The organism is Mesorhizobium sp. 131-3-5, assembly GCF_016756575.1.
GTDB lineage: Bacteria > Pseudomonadota > Alphaproteobacteria > Rhizobiales > Rhizobiaceae > Mesorhizobium > Mesorhizobium jarvisii.
In genome coordinates this window covers 5,640,503-5,655,138 of sequence record NZ_AP023254.1, presented here as the reverse complement: position 1 = coordinate 5,655,138, position 14,636 = coordinate 5,640,503, and the positions used below count along the sequence as shown (strand labels likewise).

Annotated in this window: 15 protein-coding genes; 1 reads left to right on the top strand and 14 read right to left on the bottom strand. The window is 63.3% G+C overall.

The features are described from left to right. Positions 1–233 precede the first annotated feature (233 nt). The 14 genes from JG747_RS27805 to JG747_RS27740 form a co-directional block, all read right to left on the bottom strand. Complete coding sequence (locus JG747_RS27805) at positions 234–860, bottom strand: sarcosine oxidase subunit gamma (protein WP_244748245.1); 627 nt, start codon at positions 858–860, stop codon at positions 234–236. Then, a complete protein-coding gene (locus tag JG747_RS27800; protein ID WP_202360451.1) occupies positions 853–3,834 on the bottom strand; it encodes a sarcosine oxidase subunit alpha in 2,982 nt (993 codons plus the stop codon). Before JG747_RS27800 ends, JG747_RS27805 begins: the two co-directional genes overlap by 8 nt. Beyond that, positions 3,834–4,109 carry a sarcosine oxidase subunit delta gene (locus tag JG747_RS27795; protein ID WP_038645274.1) on the bottom strand — a complete coding sequence of 92 codons (276 nt, stop codon included), beginning with the start codon at positions 4,107–4,109 and terminating at the stop codon, positions 3,834–3,836. The genes JG747_RS27800 and JG747_RS27795 overlap by 1 nt, the downstream gene beginning before the upstream one ends. A 16-nt stretch (positions 4,110–4,125) precedes the next feature. Further along, positions 4,126–5,379 (bottom strand): sarcosine oxidase subunit beta family protein, encoded by a 1,254-nt coding sequence (locus tag JG747_RS27790; RefSeq protein ID WP_038645276.1) that lies wholly within the window; start codon positions 5,377–5,379, stop codon positions 4,126–4,128. A gap of 93 nt (positions 5,380–5,472) precedes the next feature. Further along, positions 5,473–6,780 carry a type III glutamate--ammonia ligase gene (gene glnT / locus JG747_RS27785; RefSeq protein WP_019856856.1) on the bottom strand — a complete coding sequence of 436 codons (1,308 nt, stop codon included), beginning with the start codon at positions 6,778–6,780 and terminating at the stop codon, positions 5,473–5,475. Between the two features lie 34 nt (positions 6,781–6,814). Continuing rightward, positions 6,815–8,143: an FMN-binding glutamate synthase family protein gene (locus JG747_RS27780; protein ID WP_019856857.1), complete on the bottom strand. Its 1,329-nt coding sequence runs from the start codon at positions 8,141–8,143 to the stop codon at positions 6,815–6,817. Between the two features lie 6 nt (positions 8,144–8,149). After that, positions 8,150–8,881, bottom strand: coding sequence for a GltB/FmdC/FwdC-like GXGXG domain-containing protein (locus JG747_RS27775; protein ID WP_202360450.1), 732 nt, complete (start codon positions 8,879–8,881; stop codon positions 8,150–8,152). Positions 8,882–8,885: 4 nt separating this feature from the next. Beyond that, positions 8,886–9,782: a class II glutamine amidotransferase gene (locus JG747_RS27770; RefSeq protein ID WP_019856859.1), complete on the bottom strand. Its 897-nt coding sequence runs from the start codon at positions 9,780–9,782 to the stop codon at positions 8,886–8,888. Positions 9,783–9,867: 85 nt separating this feature from the next. After that, positions 9,868–10,197 carry a hypothetical protein gene (locus JG747_RS27765; RefSeq protein WP_019856860.1) on the bottom strand — a complete coding sequence of 110 codons (330 nt, stop codon included), beginning with the start codon at positions 10,195–10,197 and terminating at the stop codon, positions 9,868–9,870. Further along, positions 10,194–10,883, bottom strand: a complete 690-nt coding sequence (locus JG747_RS27760) for a hypothetical protein (protein WP_202360449.1) — start codon at positions 10,881–10,883, stop codon at positions 10,194–10,196. The genes JG747_RS27765 and JG747_RS27760 overlap by 4 nt, the downstream gene beginning before the upstream one ends. A 44-nt stretch (positions 10,884–10,927) precedes the next feature. Then, positions 10,928–12,325, bottom strand: coding sequence for an APC family permease (locus JG747_RS27755; RefSeq protein ID WP_202360448.1), 1,398 nt, complete (start codon positions 12,323–12,325; stop codon positions 10,928–10,930). A gap of 13 nt (positions 12,326–12,338) precedes the next feature. Then, entirely contained in the window at positions 12,339–12,500 is a 162-nt protein-coding gene (locus JG747_RS27750) for a hypothetical protein (protein WP_019856863.1), read from the bottom strand. 32 nt (positions 12,501–12,532) lie between these two features. After that, positions 12,533–12,910, bottom strand: a complete 378-nt coding sequence (locus JG747_RS27745) for a hypothetical protein (protein WP_019856864.1) — start codon at positions 12,908–12,910, stop codon at positions 12,533–12,535. A 12-nt stretch (positions 12,911–12,922) separates the two neighbouring features. Continuing rightward, positions 12,923–13,210, bottom strand: coding sequence for a hypothetical protein (locus JG747_RS27740; RefSeq protein WP_027046594.1), 288 nt, complete (start codon positions 13,208–13,210; stop codon positions 12,923–12,925). Between the two features lie 287 nt (positions 13,211–13,497). Here JG747_RS27740 and JG747_RS27735 point away from each other — a divergent pair, with 287 nt between their 5' ends. After that, the gene (locus JG747_RS27735) at positions 13,498–14,631 is read left to right on the top strand and encodes an aminomethyltransferase family protein (protein WP_038645279.1); all 1,134 of its coding nucleotides are present in this window, start codon (positions 13,498–13,500) and stop codon (positions 14,629–14,631) included. Positions 14,632–14,636 lie beyond the last annotated feature (5 nt).

Sequence of the window (14,636 nt, the reverse complement as noted above, 5' to 3'; positions counted from 1 at the left end):
TGTGTGAAATTATTTTAGCAGCAAGAATAGCAGCGCGATTGCGTTTGGCAAGGCGAAGGGCGCATCTTCCCTTCTCCCCTTGTGGGAGAAAGTGGATCGGCGCGCAGTGCCGAGACGGTTGAGGGGTGCGTGACGGAGTGCCGTCATTGCCAAGCTGGAACACCCCTCATCCGACCGAGCTTCGCTCGGCCACCTTCTCCCACAAGGGGAGAAGGGAGGAGCGCGCACGAGCGCTACGCCAAATCTTCTGAATGCCCGACAACCACGCCATACTCAGCAGCCGAATCCAGCATCGTGTGCCATAGGCTTTCGGCGAAAGTCGCGAACACCAGCACGTTGAACACAGCCTGCCCATCTGCCTGATCATTTCCGCGCCACATCGTGACACTGGTGTGATCCATCGACGTGGCCGCCGCCGCACCGACAGCAAACACACTGGGATGCAGATCGATAGACGACATCTTGGCCAACATCGCTCGCGCCTTGGCGCCGGAGACGGCGATCAGCACCCGCGCATGCGATTGGTCGGACAGTGAAGCCGATCCAGCACGGAGAGGAGCGAGCGCCGCCATCGCGTGCTTGCGTCCCTTCGACAGAATGAAAAACTGATCCGGTCCCGACCAGATCAGCGTGGCATCAGCCGTGCCGACCGCCTTCGGCGTTTCTGGAGCGGCAACACCAAAGCGACCTTTGGCGGCCTTGGCCAGCTCCGCCGTCTTGCCGCGCCGCGCCATCACCTGGACGAGGTCGAAATTGCGGATCTCGGTCAGCGTCACGCCGGCATCGCCATGCGCGCCATACCGCCCCACCGCGAGCACGCGATCGAGCGGACTGCGAACGTCCCAGGAAAACTCAGCCACGCTGGCGCCCTCCATCCGGATCGTAGAAAACGGGATTGCAGAGCTCGACGTCATAGTCCTCGCCGCGTATCGGGTCATGCGCATGGACGATCTCGCCGATGCGCTCGCGTCCGCGCTCGACAAGCGCGAGCCCGATCCACTGGTCTGATGTCGGCGAGAAGCAGACCGAGGTGACATAGCCCTGGTCGTTGCCTGGTCCGGGCGTCTGCCCCTTCGGGATGATGTGCGCGCCCGAGCGCAGCCGGCGCGCTCTGTCCGTCGGCTTGATGCCGACCACGACCTGCCGGTCCGGCGCGGCCAGCGCCTCGCGGCCGGCCATGACGCGGCCGATAAAGTCCTTCTTGGTCGAAATCATCTTGCCTAGGCCAAGATCGGCGGCCGTCGTCGTGCCGCTCAGTTCCGGTCCGGCTATGTGACCCTTTTCGATGCGCATGACGCCAAGCGCTTCGGTGCCGTAAGGCGTGACGCCGAACGGTTTGCCGGCCAGCATCAGATTGCGCGCCATCGCGTCGCCGTAGCGTGCCGGAACCGAAATCTCGAAGGCCATCTCGCCGGAGAAGGAGATGCGGAACAGCCTTGCCTTGATGCCGCCGCGCAAGGCGACTTCGCGCGCGCCCATGAACGGAAAACCTTCGTTGGAGAGGTCCTCCGCCGGGTCGACGATCTCCTTCAGCAGATCGCGGGTCTTCGGCCCGGCGATCGAGAATTGCGCCCACTGGTCGGAGACCGAGGTCAGTTGCACGTCGAGCTCGGGAAACAGCACCTGCCGGCAGAATTCGAGATGCTGCATCACCAGCCCGGCCTTGGCCGTGGTGGTGGTCAGGAAATAATGATCTTCGGCCAACCGTGACGTCGTGCCGTCATCATAGACGATGCCGTCTTCCCGCAGCATCAGCCCATAGCGCGCCTTGCCGACCGCGAGGTTGGAGAAGGTGTTGATGTAGACGCGGTCGAGGAAGGCGCCGGCATCCGGGCCAAGCACGTCGATCTTGCCGAGTGTCGAGACATCGCAGAAACCGACGCCGCTTCGCACCGCCTTGACCTCGCGCGTCACCGATTCCAGCCAGTCCTTCTCGCCGGCGCGGGGGTACCACTGAGCCCGCTTCCAGAGTCCTGTGTCAACGAAAACAGCACCCTGTTCGGCGGCCCAGTGATGCGACGGCGTCAGCCGCGTCGCATGAAAGGTCTCGTCGCGATGATGGCCGGCAAAGGCGCCGATGGCGACCGGCACGTAAGGCGGCCGGTAGATGGTGGTGCCGGTCTCAGGAATGGACTTGCCGGTCACCGCAGCCATGATGGCGAGGCCGGCGACGTTGGACGTCTTGCCCTGGTCGGTCGCCATGCCGAGCGTGGTGTAGCGCTTCAGATGCTCGACCGATTCAAAACCCTCGCGCTGAGCCAGTTCGATGTCGGAGGCGGTGACATCGTGCTGGTAGTCGACGAAGGCCTTGCCCTTGCCGGTGACGTGCCAGAGCGGCGTCAGCGAAAAGGCTTCGTCGTCGGCGACAGGCGCGGTGCCTGCCTTGCCATTGTGTCCGGCATCGTGTGCCGCGGCCGCGCCGGCGGCAAACCCTTGGGCGAGGCAGACGCCAAGTCCGAAATCGCCGTTGGCGGCGCCCGCCGCGACCATGCCGGGAGGCGCGCCGTCGGGCACGAAGGCGGCGATGTCGTCGCGCCATTTCGGCCGGCCGCGATGATAGGAGGTGAGCCCGACCGCCGGGTTCCAGCCGCCGGAAACCGCCAGCCCGTCGGCCTCGACTTCGGCGCGTGCGCCGCCGGTCAGCGACACCGCGATCTTTTTGACGCCGTCCTTGCCGCCATCGACGCCGGTCACGGAGCCGTGCAGCACCGGGAAGCCACCCTTGGAGGCGAGCGAGCGATGTGCGGGCGACACGTCAGGCCGCGCGTCGATCACCGCCGCGATTTGCAATCCCGCGCCGAGTGCTGTCTCGACCGTGCGCCAGCCATCCTCATTGTTGGTGAACAGCGCGATGCGCTTTGCAGGAGCGGCGGCATAGCGTCCGACATAGGTTCGCATTGCCGAAGCCATCATCACGCCGGGGGTGTCGTTGCCGGCAAAGACGATCGGTCGCTCGAGGGCGCCGGCCGCGACCACGCAGCGCTTGGCCACGATGCGCCACATCCGCTGGCGCACCTGATGTTCGGGTGGCGAGGGCAGGTGGTCGTTGACCCGCTCCAGCGCGCCATAGGTGCCGCCGTCATAGACGCCGAACAGCGTCGTGCGGGTCATGAGGCGGACATCGGGCATTGCCGCCAGTTCGGCCAGCGTCCGCGACAGCCATTCGGCGGCCGGCAGGCCATCGATCGTGCCGCCATCCGACAGCAGGCGGCCGCCGAACGCAAAATCCTCTTCGCACAGGATGACGCGGGCGCCGCTGCGGCCGGCGGCCAACGCCGCCGCCAGACCGGCCGGACCGGACCCGGCGATCAGCACATCGCAATGCGCCCAGGCCTTGTCGTAGTGGTCGGGATCGGCGACGCCCGCAGCGCGGCCGAGGCCGGCGGCGCGGCGGATCGCCGGCTCATAGATGGCTTCCCAGAACTTCGCCGGCCACATGAAGGTCTTGTAGTAGAAGCCGGCGACGAAGATCGGCGCGAACAGCTGGTTCACCGACATCACGTCGAAGCGCAGCGACGGCCAGCGATTCTGGCTGGCGGCCTCGAGCCCCTCATAGAGTTCGGCCGTCGTCGCCTTGGTGTTCGGCTCGCGCCGTGCGCCGGTGCGCAGTTCGACCAGCGCGTTGGGTTCTTCCGAACCCGCGGTCAGGATGCCACGCGGGCGATGGTATTTGAACGAGCGGCCGACCAGCTTGACGCCATTGGCGATCAGCGCTGAGGCCAGCGTGTCGCCCTGGAAGCCGGAGAAAGTCTTGCCGTCGAAGCGGAAGTTCAGTGGCGCGGAACGGTCGATGAGACCGCCATTGCCCAACCGGTTTGTCTGCGCGCCGGCCATCACGCGCCGACCTTCGCCGCACCGGCGCCCGCAGCCGGCTCGACCGCAGAAATCTCATGCGTCAGCGTGTTGCGGGTGACCTTCAGCCATGCCCGGCAGCCGCCGCCGTGATACCAGTTCTCGCTCATCACGCCGGCGACATTGTCGCGCAGATAGACATAGTCGTAGACCGCTTCCTCACCGGCATCCGCCGCCGGCCGCACCGGTTTGGCGTCGCCGAGATAGGTGAACTCGCCGAGTTCGCGTTCGCCGCAGAAGGGACAGACAATGCGCATGATTTTCCGGCCGTCCTCAGTGCAGGTTCGGTTGGGCGCCCTGGCCCTTTTCGTCGATCATGGCGCCAGTCCGGAACCGGTCGAGGCGGAACCGTGCAGCCTCTTCATGCGGCGTGTCGCGGGCCAGAAGATGGGCAAAGACGAAGCCTGAGCCGGGCGTCGCCTTGAAGCCGCCATAGCACCAGCCGGCGTTGAGATAGAGGCCTTCAACTGGCGTCTTGTCGATGATCGGCGAGCCGTCCATCGACATGTCCATGATGCCGCCCCACTGGCGCAAAAGCCGCACGCGCCCGATCATCGGCATCAGCGCCATGCCGCCCTCGCAGACATCCTCCATCACAGGCAGATTGCCGCGCTGGGCGTAGGAATTGTAGCCGTCAATGTCGCCGCCGAAGACAAGGCCGCCCTTATCCGACTGGCTGACATAGAAATGGCCGGCGCCGAAGGTCATGACGTTGGGGATCAGCGGCTTGATCGCCTCGGAGACGAAGGCCTGCAGCACGTGGCTTTCGATCGGCAGGCGCAGGCCCGCCATATCAGCGACGCGCGACGAGGAGCCGGCGACCGCCATGCCGACCTTGCCGGCGCCGATCCTGCCGCGCGAGGTTTCCACGCCGCTCACCTTGCCGTTGGCATCCCTGACAAAGCCGGTCACCTCGCAATTCTGGATGATGTCGACGCCGAGCTCGCTCGCCGCATGGGCATAGCCCCAGACCACGGCATCGTGCCGCGCCGTGCCGCCGCGCCGCTGCAACAGCCCGCCTTGCACGGGGAAACGCGCATTGTCGAAGTTCAGGAACGGCATCATCTTCTTGACCGCCGCGAGGTCGAGCAGTTCGGCGTCGATGCCGTTAATGCGCATGGTGTTGCCTCGCCGCGCATAGGCGTCGCGCTGCGCGTCGGAATGGTAGAGGTTGATGACGCCGCGCTGGCTGACCATCGCATTGTAGTTGAGGTCTTGCTCCATCCGCTCCCACAGCTTCATCGACAATTCGTAGAAGCCGGTATTGCCGGGCAGGCCGTAATTGGAGCGGATGATTGTGGTGTTGCGGCCGGCATTGCCGGAGCCGATCCAGCCTTTTTCCAGCACCGCGACATTCCTGATGCCGTACTCGCTGGCCAGGAACCAGGCGGTGGCCAGGCCATGGCCGCCACCGCCGATGATCACTACGTCGTAGCGATCTTTCGGCGTGGCGTCGCGCCAGGTGCGCTGCCAGTTCTTGTGGCCGGACAAGGCGGCGCGGGCGAGCGAGAAGATCGAGTATTTCATCAGTTCATTCCGAGGTCGCTCGCACCGGCAGGGAATTTTCTTGACGCATCGGATTTGCCCGAAAACCGTGTGACACTTTTCGGTCCGATGCGCCTAGATATCCAGCGTGTGGTCGCGCTCCCATTGCGTGAAGTGCGAAGCATAGGAATTCCATTCCTGGTGCTTCAGCTTTAGGTATGCCGACGAGAATTCCTCACCCAGCGCCGCCTTGAGTGATTTGTCCTTGTCGAACTCGCGCAGTGCGTCGAGCAGGTTGAGTGGCAGTTTCGGCGCGCCCTTCACCGTGTGGCCGTGCTGGTACATGTCGATGTCGTAGCGCTTGCCGGGATCGGCCTTGGAGCGGATGCCGTCGAGGCCGGCGGCAATGATCACGGCCTGCAAGAGATAGGGGTTTGCCGCACCATCGGGCAGGCGCAGCTCGAAGCGGCCGGGGCCCGGCACGCGCACCATGTGGGTGCGGTTGTTGCCGGTCCACGTCACCGTGTTCGGCGCCCAGGTGGCGCCGGAAATCGTGCGCGGGGCATTGATGCGCTTGTAGGAATTGACCGTCGGGTTGGTGATCGCGGCGAGTGCGGAGGCATGCTTCATGATGCCGCCGAGGAAGTGCTTGCCCTTGGCCGATAGGCCGAGCTCCATCGAATTGTCGGCGAAGACATTGGTCTTGCCCGCCTTGTCCCACACCGAGATGTGGGCATGGCAGCCATTGCCGGTCAGGCCCTGGAAGGGTTTCGGCATGAAGGTGGCCCGCAGGCCGTGCTTCTCGGCCACCGACTTGACCATGAATTTGAAGAAGGAGTGCTTGTCGGCGGTGGCGAGCACGTCGTCGAAGGCCCAGTTCATCTCGAACTGGCCGTTGGCGTCCTCATGGTCGTTCTGGTAGGGGCCCCAGCCGAGTTCCAGCATGTGGTCGCAGATCTCGGCGATGACGTCGTAGCGTCGCATCACCGCCTGCTGGTCGTAGCAGGGCTTCGAGGCCGTGTCGTATTGGTCAGAGATGACGCTGCCGTCCGGCGAGATCAGGAAGAACTCGGCCTCGACGCCGGTCTTGACATGCATGCCGTCGCCGGCCGCCTCCGCGATCAGCCGCCGCAATGTGTTGCGCGGCGTCTGGTCGACCTCCTTGTCGTCCATGATGCAGTTGGCGGCGACCCAGGCCACTTCCTTTTTCCATGGCAACTGGATGACCGAGTCCGGATCCGGCACCGCGAGCATGTCGGGATGCGCCGGCGTCAGGTCGAGCCAGGTGGCGAAGCCGGCAAAGCCGGCGCCATCCTTCTGCATGTCTGATATCGCCTGCGCCGGCACCAGCTTGGCGCGCTGGCCACCGAACAGGTCGGTGTATGAAATCATGAAATATTTGACGCCGTTCTTTTTGGCGAAAGCGGCGAGATCGTTCCCCATTATAGTTCCTCGTTTATGGTATTTGGATGCTGTTTTAGAAGCCGTTCTTCCCCGGTATCCAGTTGGTGCCGGCGAGCGGCACGCCGGCCATGGCGGCTGCCTCGATCGTCAGGGCGACGAGATCCTCGGGTTCGAGATTGTGCAGGCTGTTCTTGCCGCAGGCCCGCGCAATCGTCTGCGCCTCAAGCGTCATCACCTTGAGGTAGTTGGCGAGCCGCCGTCCAGCAGCGATCGGATCGACCCGCTTCATCAGCTCCGGGTCCTGTGTGGTGATGCCGGCGGGATCGCGGCCTTCATGCCAGTCATCATAGGCGCCGGCCGTGGTGCCGAGTTCGTTGTACTCCGCCTCCCAGCGGGGATCGTTGTCGCCGAGCGCGACGAGAGCAGCCGTGCCGATCGAGACCGCATCGACGCCGAGTGCAAGCGCCTTGGCGACATCGGCGCCGTTGCGGATGCCGCCGGAGACGATCAGCTGCACCTTGCGGTGCATGCCGAGATCCTGCAGCGCCTGCACCGCGGGCCTTATGCAGGCGAGCGTCGGCTGGCCGACATTCTCGATGAACACTTCCTGCGTTGCCGCCGTGCCGCCCTGCATGCCGTCGACGACGACGACATCGGCGCCGGCCTTCACCGCAAGCGCGGTATCGTAATAGGGGCGGGCGCCGCCGACCTTGACGTAGATCGGCTTCTCCCAGTCGGTGATTTCGCGCAGTTCGAGGATCTTGATCTCGAGATCGTCCGGGCCGGTCCAGTCGGGATGGCGCGAGGCCGAGCGCTGGTCGATGCCCTTGGGCAGGGTGCGCATTTCGGCGACGCGGTCGGAAATCTTCTGGCCGAGCAGCATGCCGCCGCCGCCGGGCTTGGCGCCCTGGCCGACAACCACCTCGATCGCATCGGCGCGGCGCAGGTCGCGCAAATTCATGCCATAGCGTGACGGCAGATATTGATAGACCAGCTGCTTGGAATGGCCGCGCTCTTCCTCGGTCATGCCGCCGTCGCCCGTGGTGGTCGAGGTGCCCGCCAGGGTCGCGCCGCGTCCGAGCGCTTCCTTGGCCGGGCCGGAGAGCGAACCAAAGCTCATGCCGGCAATGGTGATCGGTATCTTCAACTCGATCGGCTTCTTGGCATGGCGCGAGCCGAGCACTACTGATGTGTCGCAGCGCTCGCGATAACCTTCGAGCGGATAGCGCGAGATTGAGGCGCCGAGGAACAGCAGGTCGTCGAAATGCGGCAGCTTGCGCTTGGCGCCGGCGCCCCGGATGTCATAGATGCCGGTCGCCGCGGCACGGCGGATTTCGGAAAGCGTGTAGTCGTCGAAGGTCGCGGATTTGCGCGGCGTCGTCGGCGGGTTGCGATAGGTCATGCTGCCTCAATACGCGTCGGCGTTGTCGATATTGAAATTGTAGAGGGTGCGCGCCGAGCCGTAGCGCTTGAACTCCGATGGCTTGACGCCGGTGACGCCGGCGCGGTCGAGCAGCCCCTGAAGCAGTTCCAGGTGTTCGGCCCGCATCTCCTTGGCGATGCAGTCGGCGCCGAGGCTGTCGACCTTGCCGCGCACGAACAGCCGCGCCTCGTAGATGGAGTCGCCCAGCGCATCGCCGGCATCACCTAGCACCACCAGATTGCCGGACTGCGCCATGAAGGCCGACATGTGGCCGATATTACCGTGCACGACGATATCGATGCCTTTCATCGAGATGCCGCAGCGCGACGAGGCATTGCCCTCGATGACCAGCAGGCCGCCCTTGCCGGTGGCGCCGGCATATTGGCTGGCGTCGCCTTTCACGATGATCGAGCCCGACATCATATTCTCGCCGACGCCGGGTCCGGCCGAGCCGTGCACGGTGATGGTGCTGCCGGAATTCATACCGCCGCAGTAGTAGCCGACGCTGCCGCGCACATCGATGGTGATGGGCTGGTCGACGCCGACGGCGACCGAATGGCTGCCCTTTGGATGCAGCACTTCCCACGCCGTTTCGTTGGAACCGGGCGTCAGATTGTGCAGCGCCTGGTTAAGCTCGCGCAGCGACGACACATCGAGATCGAAGATCCGGGAGGCCTGATCGTGCGACGCCGCCTTTGAAAGTTTGGTTGCCGGCATGAACTCAATGCTCCCAGAAATAGACGGTTGCGGGTTCCGGTTCCCAGACCCTCGCATTGTCTATGCCGGGCAGTTTGGTCAGCGCGCGATATTCCGAGCCGAAGGCGACATACTGGTCGGTTTCGGCCATGACGGCGGGCTTGCAGGCGATCGGGTCGCGCACCACGCCAAAACCGTTCTTGGTGCCGACGACGAAGGTGAAGAAGCCGTCGAGGTCCGAAAGCGTGCCTTCCAGCGCTTCGCCGAGGTTCTTGCCATGCGCCATCTGCGAGGAGAGATAGGCGGCCGCGACCTCGGTATCGTTCTCGGTCTCGAATTTCATGCCCTCACGGATCAGCTCGCGGCGGACATTGTTGTGGTTGGAGAGCGAGCCATTGTGCACCAGGCACTGGTCGGCGCCGGTCGAGAAGGGATGCGCGCCCATCGTCGTCACCGCGGATTCCGTCGCCATGCGGGTGTGGCCGATACCATGCGTGCCGCTCATCTTGCGGACGTCGAAGCGATCGACAACCGCCTCCGGCAGTCCGACTTCCTTGTAGATCTCGACGACGTCGCCGGCGCCCATGATGCGGATGTCGGGGCGCAGCGCCTGGATCGCCTCGCGCGCTTCGTCGATCTTGGCAGGCGCGGTCCTGACAACGGCATGGGTCGACTTCACCGCAATGCTCACGGGCGCACCGATGGCCTTGGCAAGCTCGGTATCGAGGTCGCGAAAATCGCGCGCGGGCTTCGCCGACTGGATGGTGATCTTGGCCTCATTGCTGGAAGGCGCGCCATAGATGGCGATGCCTGCGCTGTCGGGCCCGCGGTCACTGAGCGATACCAGCATCTCCGACAGCATCGCGCCGAGCTTCGGCTCCAGCGACTTGTCCTTTAAAAACAGTCCGACAATTCCACACATGTCAGCCTCCCGGCGTTTGTAGCTAGAAGATGATGTATCGGATGAGTCCCGCAAATTCAATCATATGAAAAAAATTTTCCTGTAGTTACGTATGTGGCGCAATGCCGCTTTGCGAATTATCACTGCCCTGCGCGGCATTGTGAACCCATTGGGCATGGCGGATACGGGCGAGCTTGTAGGCGTCCAAGATGGATAGCGCATAGATCAGCAAGCCGCCGGCGTGACGGCCGATGAAGCTGGCGTCGGGCGGCGCGATCTTGGCGGTCACCCAAGCCAGGATCACCATGAAGAAAAGGAACTGCAGCCCGCGCACCGGCACGCCCAGAATGACATGGCCGCTTGCCGGCAGCACGATTGACGCGCCGAGGACGAGATAAGGGCTCACCGGTGCCGGCTGCGTATTCAAACTGGTCATGCGGCTTGCCGTTCGCTTTGGTTGATGGCGTCGCGCAGTGCCGAGAGCGAGGCGAGCAGCCGCTCGATCAGCGCTGGATCGATCTGTGCCTCACCGAACGCGGCCTGCCGGAAAACGCCGTAGCGCGCCCGTTCGGCCTCGGCCAGCAGCCACACGATGCGCACGCCGTTTGGCGTGATCAGCAGTTCCTTGGCGCGCCCTTCCGAAAAGGGTTCCAGATGTTCGGCGATGATGCCTTGCGGGAAACGCGTGCCGCGGCGGTCGGTCCGCAGCACCGCCTCGGCCGGAAATCCCGGCGCCTTCGGCAGCGTATGCTGGAGGTGATCGAAATTGGAGAAGGTCGTCGGCGAGCCCGGCCGCATCATCATGTCGAACGTCGCTGGCACGGCTACCTTTTCGGTGATCGAAACGCTGAGCCAGCGCGCCGGGAGTTTTCGTGTCGCCAGCGTGTCTACGATGGTGCGCAACTGGACGCGCTGGCCGTTCCACGAGCCTTCCCAGGTGACGACACCGGCGGTGCCGTCCAAAACATCAGCGGCGTCGGCGACAATGGTGCGTATGCTGGCCTCCTCGGCGGCGAGTGCCGCCAATGCCCTGTTGCGGCTGCGCCGCGCCAGCCACGCAAGATGGAGGACGAGAGCCAGGACAATGACCCCGGCGAGCAGTGCTGATGTCACTTCGGACATTTGTCATGTCTGGCCCGCCAAGGATCGGGGCGGGCCGTCTCCCATCAATAGCCCTGCGGTTTCGGCCACGGCATGGTGAACTGGTCGCCGCGCCGCACGAATTTGTAGCGGTAGAAATGGAACCACAGCGAGATCAGGAAATAGAAGATGGTCATCGCGATCAGCTGCGAGCCGAAACCGAGGAAGATGGCGAAGAAGGTCACCACGCAAAGGCAGAACAGCACGATCGCCGGCAGCGGATGGAACGGGTGCGTGTAGCCACGGCGGATCGTGCCGAGGGGCCACTTCTTGCGGAACATCATGATGTTGATGCTCATGAAGGTGTATTGCAGCACGCCCGACAGGATCGAGAAGGTGATCGCCTGGTTGAGGTCGGCAATGAAGGCGAAGGCAAGCGCGATCGGCAGCAGGAACAGGATCGAGCGGTAGGGCGTGCGGTATTTCGGATGCACCGCCGAGAACCAGCTCGGCAGATAGCGGTCGCGGCCGAGCGAGAACCATGCGCGCGCTGCATCGTTGATGCAGCCATTGGCGGAGGCCAGCGCCGCCAGCAGCGTTGCGATGAACAAGAGGTTTTCCAGCAGCGGGCTGCCGGTCAGCTTGCCGGCGTCCCACAAGGGATAATAGGTGATGCCGAGATATTCCCAGGGCATCAGCGAGGCGCAGACATACCAGGTCATGGCGGCGGCGATCAAAAGCGTGATCATGCCGGCCATCGTGCCGTAGGGCAGCGAGCGGGCCGGCGAACGCACTTCCTCGGCCGCCTGCGTGGTGCCTTCGATGCCGAGATAATACCAGATGCCGAACTGGAAGGCGGCGATGACGCCGATCCAGCCATAGGGCAGCGCATTGCCCGGCGTCACCAACTCGTTGAGCTTCAGCACCGCGCCTTGCGTCCACGGGCTGACCGAGAAGAACAGGATGACGATCGAGACATAGGCAATTGCGGTGATGACGAAGTTGACGTTGAGCGTCATCAGCACGCCGCGATAGTTGAGCCAGGCCAGCACGACGATGGTGGCGGCGATGAAGGAATTGTGCGTGAGCCCTTCGACGCCGGCCTTGGCGACGATGGTGTCGCCCAGCAGGATCGCGTCCGAGACTTCGAGCATCGTGTAGGCGAAGACCAGGAACAGCGCGACGTTGAAGGCCATCAGCGGCCCGACAATATGCTTGGCCTGCGCGTATTGGCCGCCGGCCGCGGCGACCGTCGACGTTACCTCGGAATCGATCATGGCGACCGAGGTATAGAGCAGCCCGACGATCCAGCAGACGATCAGCGCGGCGAGCGCGCCGCCCTTGTCGGCCGAAAAATTCCAGCCGGTGAATTCACCGACCAGAACGATGCCGACGCCGAGTGCCCAGACATGGGATGGGCCGAGCACCCGCAGCAGTGAAACCCTGTCGCCGTGAATTGCCGGTTCAAGTACGGTCGTCGTCATTGTTCGTCCCCACTCAAATCCGGTGTTTCTCGGAAACGGCTTCAAGCTCGCCTTCGCGTGACGAGGTCAGAACGTCTTCGGAATAGGTCGTGTCGACCTTGAACCAGTCGTAGAGCATCCACAGCGCGAGCACGATCGAGATGCCCCAGCATGCGTAAGAGAGTGAAATCCACATGGTGCGTCCCCGATTGCTTGTCTTCGGAACTCTTACTTGTCGTCGAATTTTTCGTTGATGACGTCGCGATATTCGCGGTCGGAGGCTCGGAACAGGAAGACGAAATAACCGATCAGCACCGCCGCCATGATGATCAGCGTCGGCCAGTCGATGACATAGTGGAACCGGTTCTGGATGACGTCATGCGCCGTCTCGGGCGTGTAGCCGAGCTTCTCCCAGATGGCGGCCATGGTCGGGTTCTGGCCAAGCGCTTCCCAGGTCTTGGCATCGAGCGCGTCGATGGATTTGGCGGCTCCGGCAAGGCCGAGCTTCAGCGGCAGCCACAACGCCACGAAGATGGCGACCACAACGACGACGATATCGAAAACCTGGCCGGCCTTGCTCTGCTCCGGCGGCGTATAGCGCGACATTTCTTGTACCCCTCAGGACTGGCGGTTGCGGGATGCGTCGGCGTTCTTGATGTCGAGGCCGTAGATGAAGTCCTTGTCTTCCTTGTAGTGTTTGACCATCGCCAGGATCGCGGCCGTGTTGAAGATCAGCACGGCTGCAGCGGCGATCGCGACGACGGCCTTGATGCCGGCGTGCGGGATGTATGGCCACGTCATGAACAGGACGAAGAGGATCGTCGCCCACAGGCAGATGATCAGCAGCGCGGATCCGCGCAAATCGGAACGGTACAGCACCTCGATGCGCTGCTGCAGGTCTGACATCGGTTTTTCCCCTTTTTTCGACGCCCCGGTTCCGAATCCACCGCGCATCGCTCTCTTTCAAGAGAGTGAAATTTTTTTCATAAATTCAGGCCGTTTACCGCAATTGTCAAGACGAATTTACGCTGAGTTAACCGTTTGCTTGGGGTGATGAATTTTGCCTGACAATGAAATTATTTGCTTTCAGGGGATTGCGGCCCTCCCGCGTTTGCGGTCAATATTCAACCCAAAGCTCCGGCCTTCAAGCCAAGGAGCGGGGAACAGTGGATTTTTGAACGGAGGACGATCGGATGACGGCATCCTGGAGATTTTCGACCCTGGCGGATCGCCATCGCGCGCTGGGTTCGAAGCTCGAAGACTGGAGCGGCATGGGCACCGCCTGGACCTACGACAAGGATGCTGACGAAGAGTACATCGCCATCCGCACCAAGGCCGGGCTGATGGATGTGTCGGGCCTGAAGAAGGTGCACATCACAGGGCCGCACGCCTCGCATCTCATCGATCTCGCAACCACCCGCGACGTCGAAAAGATCTATCCCGGCAAATCGGCCTATGCCTGCATGCTCAACGAGGCGGGAAAATTCACCGACGACTGCATCCTCTACCGCACCGGCCCGAACAGCTGGATGGTCGTGCATGGCTCGGGCACCGGCCATGAGGAATTGCAGCGCGCCGCGATGGGCCGCGATGTCTCGCTGCGCTTCGACGACAATCTGCACGATCTGTCGCTGCAGGGGCCGACCGCGGTCGACTATCTGGCCAAGCATGTGCCGGGGATTCGCGACCTCAACTATTTCCATCACATGCAGACGCAGCTGTTCGGTTTCCCCGTCATGATCTCGCGCACCGGCTATACCGGCGAGCGCGGCTACGAAATCTTCTGCCGCGGCCAGGATGCCGGCACGATCTGGGACAGGATCCTCGACGAGGGCAAGAGCGTCGGCATCATTCCCTGCCGCTTCACCACGCTCGACATGCTGCGCGTCGAAAGCTACCTGCTGTTCTATCCCTACGACAATTCGCAAAAATATCCGTTCGAGAATGAAGGTCCTGGCGACACGCTGTGGGAACTCGGCCTCGACTTCACCGTCAGCCCCGGCAAGACCGGCTTCCGTGGGGCCGAGGAACATTACCGCCTGAAGGGCAAGGAGCGTTTCAAGATTTTTGGCGTGCTGCTCGACGGCAAGGAGCCGGCCGACGAGGGCGCGCCGGTCTATCGCGACGGCAAAAAGGTCGGCGTGGTGACCTGCGCCATGTATTCGCCGCTGGTCAAGAAATCGATGGGTATCGCCCGTCTCGACGTCGACTGCGCGGTCAAGGACACCGAGCTCGAAATCCGCAACAAGAGCGGATCGATCAAAGCGACGGCGCAGCCATTGCCGTTCGACGATCCCAAGAAGACCAAGCGCACGGCGAAAGGCTGAGGCAT

Excerpts from the sequence above, each read along its gene's own strand:
- JG747_RS27800 (WP_202360451.1), bottom strand. The coding sequence starts at position 3,834 with ATGGCCGGCGCGCAGACAAACCGGTTGGGCAATGGCGGTCTCATCGAC.
- JG747_RS27795 (WP_038645274.1), bottom strand. The coding sequence starts at position 4,109 with ATGCGCATTGTCTGTCCCTTCTGCGGCGAACGCGAACTCGGCGAGTTC.
- JG747_RS27790 (WP_038645276.1), bottom strand. The coding sequence starts at position 5,379 with ATGAAATACTCGATCTTCTCGCTCGCCCGCGCCGCCTTGTCCGGCCAC.
- glnT (WP_019856856.1), bottom strand. The coding sequence starts at position 6,780 with ATGGGGAACGATCTCGCCGCTTTCGCCAAAAAGAACGGCGTCAAATAT.
- JG747_RS27780 (WP_019856857.1), bottom strand. The coding sequence starts at position 8,143 with ATGACCTATCGCAACCCGCCGACGACGCCGCGCAAATCCGCGACCTTC.
- JG747_RS27775 (WP_202360450.1), bottom strand. The coding sequence starts at position 8,881 with ATGCCGGCAACCAAACTTTCAAAGGCGGCGTCGCACGATCAGGCCTCC.
- JG747_RS27770 (WP_019856859.1), bottom strand. The coding sequence starts at position 9,782 with ATGTGTGGAATTGTCGGACTGTTTTTAAAGGACAAGTCGCTGGAGCCG.
- JG747_RS27765 (WP_019856860.1), bottom strand. The coding sequence starts at position 10,197 with ATGACCAGTTTGAATACGCAGCCGGCACCGGTGAGCCCTTATCTCGTC.
- JG747_RS27760 (WP_202360449.1), bottom strand. The coding sequence starts at position 10,883 with ATGTCCGAAGTGACATCAGCACTGCTCGCCGGGGTCATTGTCCTGGCT.
- JG747_RS27755 (WP_202360448.1), bottom strand. The coding sequence starts at position 12,325 with ATGACGACGACCGTACTTGAACCGGCAATTCACGGCGACAGGGTTTCA.
- JG747_RS27750 (WP_019856863.1), bottom strand. The coding sequence starts at position 12,500 with ATGTGGATTTCACTCTCTTACGCATGCTGGGGCATCTCGATCGTGCTC.
- JG747_RS27745 (WP_019856864.1), bottom strand. The coding sequence starts at position 12,910 with ATGTCGCGCTATACGCCGCCGGAGCAGAGCAAGGCCGGCCAGGTTTTC.
- JG747_RS27740 (WP_027046594.1), bottom strand. The coding sequence starts at position 13,210 with ATGTCAGACCTGCAGCAGCGCATCGAGGTGCTGTACCGTTCCGATTTG.
- JG747_RS27735 (WP_038645279.1), top strand. The coding sequence starts at position 13,498 with ATGACGGCATCCTGGAGATTTTCGACCCTGGCGGATCGCCATCGCGCG.